Source organism: Kitasatospora sp. NBC_01287, from assembly GCF_026340565.1.
Lineage (GTDB): Bacteria > Actinomycetota > Actinomycetes > Streptomycetales > Streptomycetaceae > Kitasatospora.
This window is the reverse complement of record NZ_JAPEPB010000002.1, coordinates 104354-118727: the sequence shown is the minus strand read 5'-3', so window position 1 is coordinate 118727 and position 14374 is coordinate 104354. Positions and strand designations below refer to the sequence as shown.

The 14374-nt window shown below is 73.8% G+C and carries 14 protein-coding genes; 6 read left to right on the top strand and 8 right to left on the bottom strand.

Annotation, left to right across the window (positions count from 1 at the left end; all coding sequences use genetic code 11):
* The first annotated feature begins 114 nt into the window (after window positions 1-114).
* Window positions 115-687: a TetR/AcrR family transcriptional regulator gene (locus OG455_RS37300; protein ID WP_266301201.1), complete on the top strand. Its 573-nt coding sequence runs from the start codon at window positions 115-117 to the stop codon at window positions 685-687.
* 136 nt (window positions 688-823) lie between these two features.
* On the opposite strand, the gene OG455_RS37295 is transcribed toward OG455_RS37300, so the two are convergent.
* The 4 genes from OG455_RS37295 to OG455_RS37280 all read right to left on the bottom strand — a co-directional run bounded on the left by OG455_RS37295 (window position 824) and on the right by OG455_RS37280 (window position 3769).
* On the bottom strand, window positions 824-1459 hold the full coding sequence (locus tag OG455_RS37295; RefSeq protein ID WP_266301200.1) for a hypothetical protein: 636 nt from the start codon (window positions 1457-1459) through the stop codon (window positions 824-826).
* A gap of 106 nt (window positions 1460-1565) precedes the next feature.
* On the bottom strand, window positions 1566-2294 hold the full coding sequence (locus OG455_RS37290; protein WP_266301199.1) for a hypothetical protein: 729 nt from the start codon (window positions 2292-2294) through the stop codon (window positions 1566-1568).
* Window positions 2295-2392: 98 nt separating this feature from the next.
* Complete coding sequence (locus OG455_RS37285; RefSeq protein ID WP_266301198.1) at window positions 2393-2965, bottom strand: 3'-5' exonuclease; 573 nt, start codon at window positions 2963-2965, stop codon at window positions 2393-2395.
* A 210-nt stretch (window positions 2966-3175) separates the two neighbouring features.
* The gene (locus OG455_RS37280; RefSeq protein ID WP_266301197.1) at window positions 3176-3769 is read right to left on the bottom strand and encodes a TetR/AcrR family transcriptional regulator; all 594 of its coding nucleotides are present in this window, start codon (window positions 3767-3769) and stop codon (window positions 3176-3178) included.
* A gap of 122 nt (window positions 3770-3891) precedes the next feature.
* Between OG455_RS37280 and OG455_RS37275 the strand changes: the two genes are divergently transcribed.
* The gene (locus tag OG455_RS37275; RefSeq protein ID WP_266301196.1) at window positions 3892-5016 is read left to right on the top strand and encodes an NAD(P)/FAD-dependent oxidoreductase; all 1125 of its coding nucleotides are present in this window, start codon (window positions 3892-3894) and stop codon (window positions 5014-5016) included.
* 157 nt (window positions 5017-5173) lie between these two features.
* Here OG455_RS37275 and OG455_RS37270 read toward each other — a convergent pair whose 3' ends face one another.
* The 4 genes from OG455_RS37270 to OG455_RS37255 form a co-directional block, all read right to left on the bottom strand.
* Entirely contained in the window at window positions 5174-5497 is a 324-nt protein-coding gene (locus OG455_RS37270; RefSeq protein WP_266301195.1) for a putative quinol monooxygenase, read from the bottom strand.
* 198 nt (window positions 5498-5695) lie between these two features.
* The gene (locus OG455_RS37265; protein ID WP_266301194.1) at window positions 5696-8071 is read right to left on the bottom strand and encodes a M4 family metallopeptidase; all 2376 of its coding nucleotides are present in this window, start codon (window positions 8069-8071) and stop codon (window positions 5696-5698) included.
* A gap of 659 nt (window positions 8072-8730) precedes the next feature.
* Complete coding sequence (locus OG455_RS37260) at window positions 8731-9159, bottom strand: nucleoside deaminase (RefSeq protein WP_266301193.1); 429 nt, start codon at window positions 9157-9159, stop codon at window positions 8731-8733.
* Between the two features lie 11 nt (window positions 9160-9170).
* On the bottom strand, window positions 9171-10019 hold the full coding sequence (locus OG455_RS37255; RefSeq protein WP_266301192.1) for a TIGR03619 family F420-dependent LLM class oxidoreductase: 849 nt from the start codon (window positions 10017-10019) through the stop codon (window positions 9171-9173).
* A 94-nt stretch (window positions 10020-10113) separates the two neighbouring features.
* Between OG455_RS37255 and OG455_RS37250 the strand changes: the two genes are divergently transcribed.
* From OG455_RS37250 to OG455_RS37235, 4 genes are all read left to right on the top strand, one after another.
* Window positions 10114-10578 carry an Lrp/AsnC family transcriptional regulator gene (locus OG455_RS37250; RefSeq protein ID WP_266301191.1) on the top strand — a complete coding sequence of 155 codons (465 nt, stop codon included), beginning with the start codon at window positions 10114-10116 and terminating at the stop codon, window positions 10576-10578.
* 124 nt (window positions 10579-10702) lie between these two features.
* The gene (locus OG455_RS37245; RefSeq protein WP_266301190.1) at window positions 10703-11413 is read left to right on the top strand and encodes a class I SAM-dependent methyltransferase; all 711 of its coding nucleotides are present in this window, start codon (window positions 10703-10705) and stop codon (window positions 11411-11413) included.
* Window positions 11414-11548: 135 nt separating this feature from the next.
* On the top strand, window positions 11549-11884 hold the full coding sequence (locus OG455_RS37240; RefSeq protein ID WP_266301189.1) for a hypothetical protein: 336 nt from the start codon (window positions 11549-11551) through the stop codon (window positions 11882-11884).
* Window positions 11885-11998: 114 nt separating this feature from the next.
* Window positions 11999-13171, top strand: a complete 1173-nt coding sequence (locus tag OG455_RS37235) for a YihY/virulence factor BrkB family protein (protein WP_266301188.1) — start codon at window positions 11999-12001, stop codon at window positions 13169-13171.
* The last annotated feature ends 1203 nt before the right edge of the window (window positions 13172-14374 follow it).

Below are 14374 nucleotides of genomic sequence, written 5' to 3'. Positions count from 1 at the left end.
CACGGGCGGGCGGTCAGCCATTTCAGTGACTGACCGGTCGGTCAGTGACCGACCGGTCAGTCACTCTAGCGGGACGGCCCGCCGTCGGCCAGGGGGGCCATAGACTCCGGGGTCATGACCTCCCGAGCCGTCGCGGCCGAGCGCACACGAGAGGCCCTGCTGGCCGCAGGGCTGCGGATCGCGGGCGAGCACGGCCTCGCCGCGATGAGCGTCAACCGCGTGGTGGGCGCGGCGGGCGTCGCCAAGGGCACGTTCTACGTGCACTTCCCTGATCGCGGGGCCTTCCTCAACGCCCTGCACGAGCGGTTCCACGAGGAGGTGGCCGCCGCCGTCGGCGCGGCGATGGCCCCGCTGGCGCCGGGTCGTGAGCGGCTGCGCGGCGGGATGGCGACCTACCTCGACCTCTGCCTGCGCAACAACGGCGTCAAGGCGATGCTGCTGGAGGCGCGCAGCGATCCGGGCGTGTCCGACCAGGTCACCGCGCGGACGTCCGTCTTCGCCGTCCGGGCCGAGGCGGACCTGCGCGCCATGGGCTGGCCGGACGCCGCCTCGGCCGCCCGGCTGGTGGTCGCGATGTCCGCCGAGCTCTCGGTCGTCGAGACGACCCGCGGCGCGGTGGACGCGGACGGCCGCGCCACGCTGTGGAGCTTCCTCGACCGGCTGGACCTCGGCGTAGCGGCCGGATAGCGCCCAGGGCCGGCCGGTTGGCGCCCAGGGCCGGCCGGCTCGATCCTGCCGGGCGCACGGAGTCAGGCCGACGGGCGCCGCGGTCGCAGCGGTCGCGGCGGTCGCGGCGGCCGCCGCCAGTGACAGCGGCTCAAGATCAGTAGGGGAGCCCGATCAGGCCCCAGCCCCGTGCCCCGGCCCGCGTGACCACCTCACCCCACTCGCGGATGAGCGCGACGGTGCCGTCGAAGCTGCCGGGCCGGCCCGCCCAGCCGGCTGCCTCGGTGTCGAAGGGCTCGCGGAGCTCCCGCAGGCGCGGTGCGGCCGCCTCCCAGGCGCGGACGAGCGCCGGCACCTCGTCCGGCGCACGGAGCAGGAGCACGCGTGGGCACCACGGCGCGGGGTCGTCGGGGAAGCCGCCCGCCGGTGGACGGTCATCGCCCGCGCCGGTCGCCGCGGCGTCGTCCGGACCCTCCCACACCAGGCCGCCCAGGAAGCAGTCGAGGGCCTCCCGCAGGTCGGGCGCGGCCAACGCCCTCACGTCATCCCAGGCGTTGGCCAGCTGGAAGTGCCAGCTGTAGGAACCCGTGGTCCCGAAGAACCGGTACTCGGCGCACCATGACGACTGCCGCGGCCACACCCAGCCGCCTCTCACCGCGTGGTCGGCGTCCTCGCACGGCACGCAGCAGAAGTACGGGTGCACGGCGTCGGTCAGCGCCTCCAGGCGCCCGCCCGCCGGTATCCGGGCCAGCTCTTCCCAGTCGGCCATGACCACGGTGATGTCCAGTCCCATCCGCGCAGGCTAACAACCGGGCCCGGATCCGAGGACGGAGATCTGGGGGGGGGGGGGGGGGGGGGGGGGGGGCTGTCCGAGGGTTCGACGGCCGTGGCGTCGTGGGTCATCCGCTGCGGCCGGGGTCGGGCCAGGCGGCCCGCAGCAGGGCGGTCTCGGACGGAGAGAGCGGGCGATGGCCGAGGGCGACGTCGTCCTGATGGGAGCTCCACTCCCCGTGGAGCAGGATCGCGGTGCCGTGCTCGTCGTCGGTGCACACGGCCCAGCGCCCGATGTCGCTCTGGATCGACCAGTCGTAGTAGCGCAGGCCACCCGAAGTGGCCTGGCTGGACGTCACCTTGATGCCAGGGGGCGGGAGCAGGTCCTCCAGTGACCCGGCGGTCGAGGGCGGGAACCTGTGGGCGGCCCCGACCAGCTCCGTGACCTCCTCCACCCTGACGCGCAGCCAGGCGTACCCGTCCCCCTGAGCGAGCACGGCGAGGGGTGTGCAGGCGGTCATCGCGCTGTGCCGCATCAGGTCCGGATGCTCGACCAGCCCGTTGAGCGCCGCGAGAGCGGGTGCGAAGAGCGCCTGGAACGGGACTCGGCCCTCTGTGCGGAAGGGCCCGCGGATCCTGACCACGCGCTCCTCGCCGAGCAGCGGCAGCGACTCGGATCTGCGGAACGGATCACTCGTTCCCAGCGGCAGGCCGGGGGGAGAGCCGTCCGCCCACTCCACGCGCGCCGTGCCGGCCAGCGCGGCCCACGGTGGTGCGGGACTCTCCGACCAGGCGGATCGGGCGCATCCCGAGCACGTCGGGCACGGGATCGAGACGGCGATCGACACGTCGGGCATGGTCGCACACTCCGGCTCCGGCAGGTCGTGCCCCAGCGGGCGCGTCCACGCCACCACCGGTTGTCCGGCCTCCGCGTGCGCGGGGGTGCCCGGCGTGCTCAGCGCGGACCCGGCCAGACACCCCGTTCGGACAGGTGGAGAACGAGGGCGGCGATGTTCCAGGCGTCGTCCTCGCCGCGGTGGTGACGGCCTTCGAGCCGCTGCCCGGTGATCTCCAGGGCCTGCGCCATGCCAGGGCGTTTGCGCAGGCCGTACGCCTCGGTGAAGGCCGCTTTGGCGTTGGTGTGGTGCCGGCCGAAAGGGTAGGGCGTCCGGGTGTCCTGGCACTGCCGGGTGAACTGGTTGCGGTCGTAGTCGCCCCAACTGGCCCACGGGCGGGACCCGGCGTGGTGTTCGGCCGCCAGCAGCCGGCACGCCTCGGCGAAGCCGACCCCGCCGTCCACCTCGTGTTGTGTGAGGCCGGTCAACTCCGTGCAGAACTCGCTGACCGTGGACCGGGCGGGACGTACCAGGATCCGATGCCGGGCGCGGCGCTCGGCGGTGGCCAGATCGACCACCGTCAGCCCGATCTCGATGATCTCGCTGACCGCGCCCGGCGGTTGGCCGCCGGACCAGCAGGTGGCTTCGACGTCCACGACGTTCAGGAGCCGCTCGGCCCCGGTGCTGTCCATGGCGGGAAGCGTAGGGACGCGTGGCGGCCGGGGCACCTGGATTTTCCTGTTGCTGGGCGGATGCGGCGGTGCCGCCACCCCCGGGCGGGCGACGGACGCGGGGCGGCGTCGTGATCGGGCGGGCCCGGTCGCCGAGCACGAGAACCCGCCGGCTCGGCTGAGACCGGGCGAGTACCCGCTCGAAGCCCCTCCTGTCGTCCGGAGGACGGGTCAGCTGACCGGGTGGGAGGCCGCCCAGCCGTGTTCGAGCAACGCGAAGGCCTCGTCGGCGGCGCGGCGCGGCTGGGCGTGCCGCAGGATGAGGCCGCGGGCCTCAAGGGCGAAACGAGCCAGGGCGGCGCAGCTGACGTCGTCCTCGGGCGCGCCGACGGCCTCGGCGATGGCCCGCGCCAGGGCCGTCTCGTGGCGCGTCCACATGCGGTGGGCGTAGTCGCGCAGTGCGGGGGTCTCCTCCACCAGGCGCGTGAAATCGGCGAACCGCGGGTCCGCGGCGTGGACGGCGAGCTGGGTCTGATTCAGCAGGATGTGCTCGCGCAGCGCCTGCGGGATCGACCGGCCCGGGGTGCGGTCGCGCACGGCGGCGACGAGCGCCGCCTCCAGGTCGTCGTCCTGGTCGAAGACCAGGGCCTCCTTGCCGGAGAAGTGCTTGAACAGGGTGGTCACCGAGACATCGGCGGCATCGGCGACGTCCTTGACGCCGACCTGGTCGTAGCCGCGGTCCAGGAAGAGTTCGAGTGCGGCGTCTGCCAGGGACTGGCGGGTCTGGGCCTTCTTGCGCTCGCGGCGCCCGGTCGGTTCGGTCACTCGCCCACCGTACCCCAAGGTGCATCAACTGCAAAACTTTAGTCGTTGCACTTATTTGGTGAGTGTGCTTTCTTGGTGGAGGCCGGACCTCCGACGGCTCACCCACCCCCGAAGGACACCCCATGAACTCCGCTCGTGCGAACACTGCTCGTGCTCCCCGCATCGCGATCGTCGGCGCCGGCCTCGGCGGCCTCACCTGCGCCCGAGTCCTGCGGCAACACGGCTGCTCCGTCACCGTTTTCGAACGCGAGGCCGCCGCCGACGCCCGCCCGCAGGGCGGTAGCCTCGACCTGCACGCCGACACCGGTCAGGCCGCCCTGCGGGCCGCGGGGCTGCTCGACCGGTTCCACGCCCTCGCCCGCCCCGAGGGGGACGAGTGGCGCGTGCTCGACTTCGCCACCGCCACCCCTCTGGCCCATCAGGGGCCCTCCGCCGACGGCGGCCGACCGGAGATCGACCGGGGCCAACTGCGCGGTCTGCTCCTGGACTCGATCACCGAGGGCGCGGTGCGGTGGGACCGCGCCGTCAGCGGGGTCACCCCACTGGCGGACGGCACCTGCCGGCTGCTCTTCGGTGACGGCACCGCCGAGGACTTCGACCTGGTGGTCGGTGCCGACGGCGCCTGGTCGCGCGTCCGCCCGGCCCTGTCGGACGCCGTGCCCGGCTACACCGGTGTCAGCTTCGTCGAGACCGGATTCGACCACTGCGACACCCGCCATCCCGACCTCGCGCGGCTGGTCGGCAACGGATCGATGCTGGTGAAGGGCGCCGGCAGGTCTCTGGTCGCCCAGCGCAACAGCAACGGCCACATCCGCGCCTACATCGCGCTGCGCGCGCCGGAGGACTGGCACCTCGCCGCCGGTATCGACCTCGGCGACCAGCGGGCCGTGCGGACGCACCTGCTGAGGATGTTCGACGGCTGGGACGAGAGCCTGTGCTATCTCCTGCGCAACGGCGACAGCGGGTTCGTCAACCGGTCCCTGTTCGTCCTGCCCGCCCCGCACACCTGGGAGCACGTTCCCGGCGTCACGCTGCTCGGCGACGCCGCGCACCTGATGCCCCCGGTCGGGCTGGGCGCCAACCTCGCGATGCTCGACGGCTCCGACCTCGCCCACGCCCTGGTCACCGAATCCAGCGTCGACGACGCCGTCCGCGCCTACGAGAGCATCATGCTGCCGCGCTCGATCGAGGCCGCGACGGGCAGCGCGCAGGGACTCGACCACCTCGTCCCCGCGGCGACCTCCTGAGCCGGACCTCCCGGCGGGTGGCGCGTGGGCGCCACGGTCACGTCCGCCACCTGACCAGGCAGCAAGCCGGACAGGTCCCCTGAACGACGCCGCTTCGGGTCACGACCCCGCTCGCGGACCAGATCGTTCGAGACGGGACAGGATGGTCCGCCGGTGCTCACTCGATGCCGAGCTCGCCCATCCGGCCCCAGCCGTCGGCGCCCTCGATCGTGGTGCTGACGATCTGCGGGGCCCGCTGGACCAGCGGACGCATGGTCTCCATCGCGGCGCGGAAGTGGTCCGAGTTCACGTGCGCCTCGCCGGCGCCGTCCTGGAACGCCTCGACCAGCACGTAGGTGTCGGGCTCCTCCACGCTGCGCGACCACTCGAACCACAGGTTCCCGGGCTCGGCCCGGGTCGCGCGGGTGAACGGCTCGACGTGGGACGTCCAGGAGTCGGTGTGCTCGGGCCTGACCTGGAACTTGACGACGATGAAGATCATGCGGCGAGTCTAGGGTCTCTCTTCCGGGGGCCCGTCGCGCGACTCGTGTCTCCGAGGGAAGACCTCGGCCGGGCCCGTCCCGTCCCGTCCCGTCCCGTCCCGTCCCGCCCCGGGCCCGGCCCGGCGCCACCGACCGCTGCGCGCCGGCATCGAGCTCGCCGGCGCGCAGTGGTCGGTGCGAGGAGTGCGGGGTGCGGGTCAGCCGGTGGTGAGCGCGGTGTCGTCGATGACGAAGCTGGTCTGCAGCGAGGAGTCCTCCACGCCGCTGAACTTCACCGTCACCGAGCTGCCGGCGTAGGAGGAGAGGTCGAAGGACTTCTGCGCGTAGCCGGTGTTCGCGTTCACGTTGGAGTAGCTGGCCAGGCTGGTGCCGTTGGCGGTGACCGCCAGCTTGTCGTAGGCCGTGGTGCCGGTCTCGGCGGTGTCGACGTGCAGCCAGAAGCTGAGGGTGGCCTTGCAGCCGGCCGGGATGGTCACGCTCTGGCTCAGCGTGTCGGTGTGCGTGCTGCCGTAGCCGTCCAGCCACGCCTTCCAACTGCCCGCGTGGGCCGGCTCGGAGGAGGAGTTGTCGACGACGCCGGAGGAGGCGGTCCAGGGCGAGGCGGTGCCGGTCTCGAAGCCGGCGTTGCCGAGCAGTTGGGTGCCGGCGCCGGCACAGCCGCCGCCACCGCCGCCCACGGTCCAGGTGAACGACGCGGAGCCGGACTTGCCGGCGCTGTCGGTGACCGTGACGGTCACGTTCGAGGTGCCCGCGGTGGTCGGGGTGCCGGTGATCAGGCCGCTGCCGGAGTTGATCGACAGGCCGGCCGGCAGACCGGTGGCCGCGTAGCTGAGCGGTGCGGTGCCGCCGCTCGTCGCGACCTGCAGGCTCACCGCCGTGCCGACCGCCGTGCTCTGGTTGCCCGGGCTGGTGACGGTGACGCCGCCGGTGGGCAGCGAGCCGACGTTGACGGCGGCCCAGGCGGTGGCGACCTGGTTGTACTCGGCGCTGTTCGCGCCGTAGAGGTCGGTGGCCGCGGCGAGGGTGGCGGTGCGCGCGGCGGCGTAGTTGGTGGTGGAGGTCATGTGGGCGGTCAGCGCCTGGTACCAGATGTGCAGCGCCTTGTCCCGGCCGACCCCGGTGACCGAGATGCCGTTCTCGGTCGGGCTGTTGTAGCTGAAGCCGTTGATCGTCTTCGGCGTGCTGCCCTCGGCGAGCAGGTAGAAGAGGTGGTTGGCCACGCCCGAGGAGTAGTGCACGTCCAGGTTGCCGACGCTGGAGGACCAGAAGTCGGCCGAATTGCCGTCCTTGGAGGGCTTGTCCATGTAGCGCAGCGGGGTGCCGTCGCCGTTCAGGTTGATCAGCTCGCCGAGGTCGTAGTTCGGCGGGTTGACGGCGAGGTTGGCGTACCACTCGACGCCGGTGCCCATGATGTCGGAGGTGGCCTCGTTGAGGCCGCCGGACTCGCCCGAGTAGTCCAGGCCGGCGGTGGCGGCGGTGACGCCGTGGCTCATCTCGTGCCCGGAGACGTCGATCTCGGTCAGCGGGTGGGTGTTGCCCGACCCGTCGCCGTAGGTCATGCAGAAGCAGCTGTCGTCCCAGAAGGCGTTGGTGTAGTCGCTGTCGTAGTGCACCCTGCTGTACGCGCCCTGGCCGTCGTTGCGGATGCCGTTGCGGCCGAAGGTGTTCTTGTAGTAGTCCCAGGTGGCCGCCGCGCCGTACTGGGCGTCCACCGCGGCCGACTCGCGGTTGCTCGCCGAGCCGTTGCCCCAGGTGTCGGAGGACTTGGTGAACACGGTGCCGTTGCCGGAGGTGCCGTTGGCCATGTCGGTGGTGTACTGGCCGCCGCGGGTGGCGTCCTTCAGCTGGTAGCTGCTGCCGGACTGGGTGGTGGTCAGCGGGACCTGGCCGACGAAGACGCCGGTGCCGGTGCCGGTCTCCAACGTCTCGGTGCGGCTGAGGACCGCGCCGGTGGCGGCGTCGGTGACGACCTGCAGGCGGCTGGGGGTGCCGTCGGCCTGCTTGCCGCCGATCAGGGTCTGCCAGGCCAGCTTCGGCTGGTCGCCGACGGCCCAGACGACGAGTTGGGGCGCCGCGTCCACGCTCGCGCCCGCTTCGGTGGCCAGCGCGGCGGCCTGTGCCTTGGGCGCGGCGACGGCCGGCGTGGTGCCCAGCCCGGTCAGGTTCGCCGTGCTGGCGCGGTCGACCCCCAGGGTGGTGCCGGCCGCGCTCTGATGGACCACCAGATCGCCTCCCAGCACCGGGAGTCCGGCGTAGGTGCGGTTGTACCGCAGGTGGCGGGTGCCGTTGGCGTCGGCCACGGCGTCCTTGACGACCAGCTGCTCCTGGTCGCCGAGGCCTATCGACCTGGCCAGCGAGGCGGCCTGGCCGCTCGCGTCGGCCAGTAACCGGGCGCGTGCGGCGGTGGCCTGCGGGCTTGTCGCGCTCGGCCCGGCCGTGCCGGGGCCGGCGGTGTTCTGGCCCGCCGGCCCGGGGGTGGCCGCCTGGGCGGCGACGGGGACGCCTGCGGCGAGCAGGGCGGTGGTCGCGGCGAGCGCGGCCAGGGCGGTGCGGACACGGGTATGGCGTGGCAAGTCGCACTCCTTTACCGACCGGCGGCGCGGTGGCGCACCGGTGGTGCGAGGCCGGCCGCGGGTTCGCGGCGCAGCGCGCGGAACGTGGTGGGGGTGGCGCGCGGAACGCGGTGGATCGCCCGGTACGGCCAGACGCCGCCGCCCGGCCGGTGGCGCGGGCCGGTCCGCCCCGGGGGGTGGGGCCCCTGCCGGTGCGGTTGCAGGAATGGTGGCAGCCGCCGGGCATCGAGTGACAGATGCGCGTCAAGGGTTGGCCAATAAGAATTCTTTCAGGATTCGGGGGATTGACATCCCGTCACCTGCTCAGTGGCCTCGCTTGGTCACCGGTTTGCCAACCCGTTCCACGGACTTGGTCCCGTCGGCCCGCTGCCGTCGCCCCGATCCCCAGCTGCGGCGCGAAGGCTCGCACCGTCCCGCGCGGAGCGGTGCCGCCGCCGCGCGGCGTTCGGCGGGTGGCGCCTCGCGCCGGGTGGCCGGGCGGCGGGGGAGTGCTCCGGTGGGCGCGCGGATCCGGTCGGATGTGCGCATGCTTCCGGCCAAGCACCGCCGCGCTCCGCCGCCGCTCCGTTCCCTGAAGGTCGCGGACGGCGCGCACCCGCGCCCCGCGGAGGCGGGGCGCGGGTTGTCGGCCGCCGTCGGTGCGCGGGCCCGACGGTCCGTCAGCGGTAGTACCCCTCGACGACGGCCCGCACCTCCTGGAGCAGCGCGGGGCCCTCCTGCGGCACGGGCGGCCGGCCGCTGCCGGGCCTGATGTCCAGCAGCTGCTCGCCGGAGAGCGCGAACACCACCCGCCGCAGCCCCGCCTGCTGGATCACCGCCTCGCACATGCCGCACGGTTCGCAGCTGGTGTACATCGTGGTGCTCGCCGCGGTGGCCGCGTCCAACTCCCGCGCGGCCCACCGTGCGAGCTTCAGTTCCGGGTGCGCCGTGATGTCCCGGTCGGTGAGCGTCGTGTTGTGCTCCTCCGCCAGGACCGTCCCGTCGGGCGCCGCCAGCAGCGACCCGAACGGCGGGTCACCGCCCTGGCGGGCCTTGGCCGCCAGCGCGATGGCGCGCCGCAGGAGGGTGTGGTCGTCGGGGGTGATCATGATGGCTCCGTTCAGCCGCGGGGCGGGTGGAGGTGGGCGGCCACCGTGGCGAGTGCCTGCCAAGGCGCGTGCGGGTGGCATGTCAGGCGGGGATCGCCGTCGTAAGGGTCGAGGACGACCGTGTCGGCACCCAGCAGCCGTAGTTGGTCGAGGTCGTCCAGGATCTGCTCGATCGTGCCCTCCCCGGCGAGCCGGTCCGGGCCGCTGACCGGCGTCGCGGTGGGCTTGAGCGCGATCCGGGGGGCCAGGGCGGGCACGGGGAGGTGCTGCTCGTCCGCGATGGCCTTCAGTCGCACCACGCCTTCGCGCAACCGCGGCATGGTCCAGCGCAGCGGGTGCCAGGCGTCGCCGAACCGCACGGCCCGACGCAGCCCCGGGTCGCTGTTGCCGCCGACCCACACCGGGATCCTCCGGGTGCCGTAGTCGGCGGTGTCCGCCCAGGCCGCCCGCATGTCCCGCAGGTGCTCGTCGGTCAGTCGGCCACGCCGTTCGAACGGGATCCCGAGCGCGGCGAACTCCTGCCGCGCCCAGCCCACCCCCACACCGAGGACCAGCCGGCCGCCGCTGAGCTGGTCCAGGTTGGCCGCCATCCGCGCGGTGAGCAGCGGGTGCCGGTAGGGGATGATGAGGACCGTCGTGCCCAACTGGATCCGGGTGGTGAGGCCGGCCAGCCAGGACAGGGTGGTGAACGGTTCGTAGAAGGGCGCCGGGTACCGCGCGGCGAGGTCGGGCGTGATGGCGATGTGGTCCGACACCATCAGCAGGTCGAAACCCAGGCCTTCCACGGTCTGGGCCCAGCTCCGCAGGACTCCCGGGTCGGTGCCGGGGCCGAAATTGAGGACGTTGACTCCGATCTTCACACCGTCGAGCCTAGCCAGGCGACACGGGCCGCCAGAAGGGATTCCTGCCTGTTCAGGGGCGGTTCGCCGGTGGATCCGCCGGTAATCTTGGCTGATGACCGAGAATCTTGATGTGACGGACTGGGCGATCCTGGCCAAGCTTCAGCTGGACGGCCGGATCGCGTTCACCGAGCTGGCTCGGCAGGTGAACCTGAGCGCGTCGGCGACGACGGAGCGGGTGCGGCGGCTGGAGGCGGCCGGGGTGATCACCGGGTACCGGGCCGAGGTGGACCTGGAGCGCACCGGGCACGTGGTGCTGGCGGTGGTCCGCCTCAAGTACCCGGGGAACCGGCACGAACCGCTGCGCCGGCTGCTCGGGGAGCGGCCGGAGATCCTGGAGTGCCTGCGCACCACCGGCGACGACTGCTACGTCCTGAAGGTGGCGGCCACCTCGATGGGCCACCTGGAGGAGATCGTCGACGCGCTGGCCCAGTTCGGGAGCACGACCACCAACCTCGTCCTCAGCCGGACCCTGCCGTTCCGCGGCCCCGGCGAGCCCCGGGCGGCGAGCGTCCGATAGCCGCCCGGGGGCTCGCCCGGTCGGGCACCGGGTGCGGTCGGACAGCGGCGGCCCGGCAGCCCCGGGCCGTGTCTGACAATTCCCGCCGGGCCGCGAATTGTCAGACACGGCCTAGGCTGGGCCGGTGTTCTCCTCCCAAGGCCCCTCCCTGCGCGACCTCCTGGTCCAGGCGCTCTCCTCGGTCGAGCACGGCTACGACCTGCTCGCCCCCACCTTCGACCGGACGCCCTTCCGCACCCCCGACGGCATCCTCGACGCGACGGCCGAAGTGCTGCGCCCGCTCGGGCCGTTCGGCGACGGACTGGACGTCTGCTGCGGCACCGGTGCCGGCCTGCGGGTCCTGCAGCCCCTGTGCGGGGGACGCGCCACGGGCGTCGACTTCAGTGCCGGGATGCTCGCCCTGGCCCGCGAGGCCCACCCGGGCGCGGACCTGGTGCGGGCCGACGCGCGAGCGCTGCCCTTCGCCGGGGCCTTCGACCTGGCGGTCAGCTTCGGAGCCCTCGGCCACTTCCTGCCCGCCGAGCGGGCCGCGCTCTTCAGCGGGGTGCACCGCGCGCTGCGCCCCGGCGGCCTCCTCGCCTTCCCGGTCGCCGCGCCCCCGCGCGTCAGCTCGCCCTGGTACTGGGCGCTGACCGGGTTCGACGCCGCGATGCGGGTGCGGAACGCGGTGTGGCGCCCGCCCTTCGTCATGTACTACCGCAGTTGCCCGCTGCGGGCGGTGCGCGCGGACCTGGTGGCGGCCGGCTTCGCGGTCACGCTCGCACCGCTGGACGGGTTCGGGCGCCGCGAGGACGGCAGCCCGCGCTGCGCGCTGGTGCTCGCGCGCCGGGCGTAGCCGACAGCCGACCGGCCGTGGCTGATCCACTGTCAGGCGGGGCCCGCCCCTCGCCGCCGCCGAGGTTTGCCGCGACGGCGAGCGGACAGGCGTGCGCTGCAGGTCGAGACGTCGAGAAGGAGAGCAGGTCGAGTGATGAAATCCCTTCACAGTTCCGCCAACGGTTCCGCGAGCGCGAGCGCGATGGCGAGCGTCGGTGCCGCCGTCCACGAGGCGGCCGACGTGATCCGCGCACGCTCCCAGGAGCTGGAGCGAGGCGCGGAAGCGGAGCGGGCACGCGCGTGGCTGGCGGCCTGCACGCACGGTGCGCGGCGCTCGGTCACCAAGGGCGGCGCCGTCGCGCGAGCCCGGCTGCTGCCCGCGCTGCGCCGTGCGGGGAAGGAGCGGACGGGCACGGCGGGCGCCGCCGGTGCCGCGGGGCTGGCGGCGGGGATCCTCGCGGTGCTCCTGCTCCGCCGTCGCAAGGGCTGATCAGCCCGTCCGGCGATCCCGCTCGTCCGCCCAACCCAGTTGCCCGGTCATCCGGTCATCCGGTCGTCAGGTCGGCCCGTGCGGTCGGCACCCGTCCCACAGATTGCAGCGGCCATGAGTGTGCTGACCCGACTCGACAGCTACCAGCGGCGGCGCCCCTGGCTCGGCAAGGCCATCGCCGTCGGCTACAAGTTCGCCGATGACCGGAGCAGCTACCTCGCCGCTCTGATCGCCTACTACGGCTTCCTGTCCCTCTTCCCGATGCTGCTGCTCCTGGTCACCGCGCTGGGCTTCGCGCTGCACGGCGACCCCCACCTGCAGCAGCAGGTCCTGCACTCCGCGCTCCGGCAGTTCCCGGTCATCGGAGACCAGTTGGGCCAGAACATCCGCTCCTTCCACGGCAGCGGGGTCGCGCTGGCGGTGGGCATCGGGGGCAGCCTGTACGGCGCCCTCGGGGTGGCGTCGGCGATCCAGAACGCGTTCAACACCATCTGGGCCGTCCCGCAGCACCGCCGGCCGACCGCGCTCGCCGCCAGGCTGCGCGGCCTGCTGCTGCTGGCCATCCTCGCGACCGGCATCGTGCTCTCCAGCGGGCTGGCCGCGCTGACCGCCTCCGCGCACGCCTGGGGCACCTCGCTCGACCTGGGGGTGCGCGCGGCCGCCGTGCCGGTCTCGGTGGCGGTCGACGCGGGCCTGCTGCTGCTCACCTTCAAGGTGCTGACCGACCGCCACCTGCGGGTCCGGCTGCTCTGGCCCGAGGCACTGGGCGGGGCCCTGGTCTGGCAGGTACTGCTGGCGGTGAGCACCTACTACATAGGGCACCAACTGCGCGGCGCCACGGCCACCTACGGGCTCTTCGGCATCGTCCTGGGCCTGCTCGCCTGGATCTACCTGGGCGCCGTGACCCTGGTCGTCTGCGCGCAGAGCGCGGCGGTACGGAGCCGGCAGCTGTGGCCCCGCAGCGTCGCCGCCTCGTTCACCGACGACGCCGAGCTGACCAGCGCCGACCGCCGGGCCTACGCCTCCTACGCGGCCGCCGCGGCCTACAAGCCGTACGAGGAGATCAGCGTCGAGTTCCACCAGTCGCCCGCCCGCGCGGGCGACTCTGACGCCCGACCCGACCCCGACGTCCGGCCCGACCCCGGGGCCCGCCCGCTCCCGGAGGCCCGTCCGCTCCCGGAGGCCCGACCGCTCCCGGAGGCCCGACCGCTCCCGGAGGCCCGCCCCGGCGACCGCGCGGCCACGCCGGCCACGCCGACCGGACCGAGCGCGCCACCGCGCGGCTGACCGGCGGCCGGGCGGCGATCAGCGGTGCGTTCAGCGCCGCGCCGCGCGGTCGGCGGCGGTGGCCAGCAGCTCGGGCAGGGGAGCGGGGAAGGCGCGGATCAGCGGGAGCGCTGTCCGGGCCGGCAGCGGCTTCGGCGCAGGCCTGACCGATCAGTACCGTCGCCTCGTCCAGGGGCCGGTCGGACGGCAGGGCGGCCAGCACCTCGCACACCGCCGCCGCGCCTCCGGCGAGCCTGACGCTCCGCCAGGCGGCGGCCCAGGTGGTGGCCTGGACCGCCGGGCCCCAGCGGGCGGTGCGCCGGTCGAGCAGCGCCGCCGCGGCCAGCTCGGCGTCCTGGGACCGCGGCGCCCTGCGGTGGTGCTCGACCTGGTAGCCGCTGCCGGCGGCCACCACGGCGGGCCGGCGCCTGCGCAGCCGGCACTCGACCGGGTAGCCCAGACGGGAGTTGTCGGCGAGCGCGGCGTCGATCTCCGGGTCCGCCAGGTCCAGCAGCGCCTCCTGCGCCCAGGCGGCGTCGACCGTGCGCGCGAGGGCGGCGCGCACCCGGGGCGTTCCGTCGGCGATCGCGCCGCGGCTGACGGCGGCGGGGTGGGCGTGGCCGATGCGGAAGAAGCCGGGGTCGGCGTCGAGGAGTTCGGTGAGCGCGGCGGCCCGGTGAGCAAGGGGGAGCAGTGCCACCAGGCAGCCGAGATCGAACCGCCGGGCCATCACCTCGGCGGAGTTCGCCCCCTCGCTGCCGACCGCCACCGCCACCGCGCCTCCCTGCCACGTCCCTGCCACGTCCCTCCCACGTCCCCGCGCGGGACCCTAGCAGGCACCCGCCCGCTCGCCCGCCGCCCAGCCGCCGCGGCGGTGCCGCGCCGCCCCGCTTAGCACGGACCCGCCGCACCACGCCGCGGTTTCCCCGGCAGACCCCTCTCATGAGCGAACTCGCCCCGCCCGGCCGGTACGACAAGTCCGGGCGGGGCAAACCTGGTGCCAGCGCCACCTCCGACGGGCGGACGGCGGCTGCCGCCCGGTCGCCACGCGGTTGCCCGCCGCCCCGCTCGACGGCGTGCCCCACCGGCGTGCGGGATGCTTGAGATGTTCGATAGGAAGGTACCAAACCACCTTCGTGGCAAGGTTTTTGATGTTCCGTCAGACAGATCCGGAAACCGGCTATGCTGCGGCCTGCCGAACAGCCCCAGCGCCGCCGGAGCCGG

Bases quoted from the DNA above. Each gene is read 5' to 3' on its own strand.
- OG455_RS37235 (WP_266301188.1), top strand. From the start codon at position 11,999: ATGAGTGTGCTGACCCGACTCGACAGCTACCAGCGGCGGCGCCCCTGG.
- OG455_RS37295 (WP_266301200.1), bottom strand. From the start codon at position 1,459: ATGGGACTGGACATCACCGTGGTCATGGCCGACTGGGAAGAGCTGGCC.
- OG455_RS37270 (WP_266301195.1), bottom strand. From the start codon at position 5,497: ATGATCTTCATCGTCGTCAAGTTCCAGGTCAGGCCCGAGCACACCGAC.
- OG455_RS37290 (WP_266301199.1), bottom strand. From the start codon at position 2,294: ATGCCCGACGTGTCGATCGCCGTCTCGATCCCGTGCCCGACGTGCTCG.
- OG455_RS37285 (WP_266301198.1), bottom strand. From the start codon at position 2,965: ATGGACAGCACCGGGGCCGAGCGGCTCCTGAACGTCGTGGACGTCGAA.
- OG455_RS37275 (WP_266301196.1), top strand. From the start codon at position 3,892: ATGAACTCCGCTCGTGCGAACACTGCTCGTGCTCCCCGCATCGCGATC.
- OG455_RS37250 (WP_266301191.1), top strand. From the start codon at position 10,114: ATGACCGAGAATCTTGATGTGACGGACTGGGCGATCCTGGCCAAGCTT.
- OG455_RS37240 (WP_266301189.1), top strand. From the start codon at position 11,549: ATGAAATCCCTTCACAGTTCCGCCAACGGTTCCGCGAGCGCGAGCGCG.
- OG455_RS37300 (WP_266301201.1), top strand. From the start codon at position 115: ATGACCTCCCGAGCCGTCGCGGCCGAGCGCACACGAGAGGCCCTGCTG.
- OG455_RS37260 (WP_266301193.1), bottom strand. From the start codon at position 9,159: ATGATCACCCCCGACGACCACACCCTCCTGCGGCGCGCCATCGCGCTG.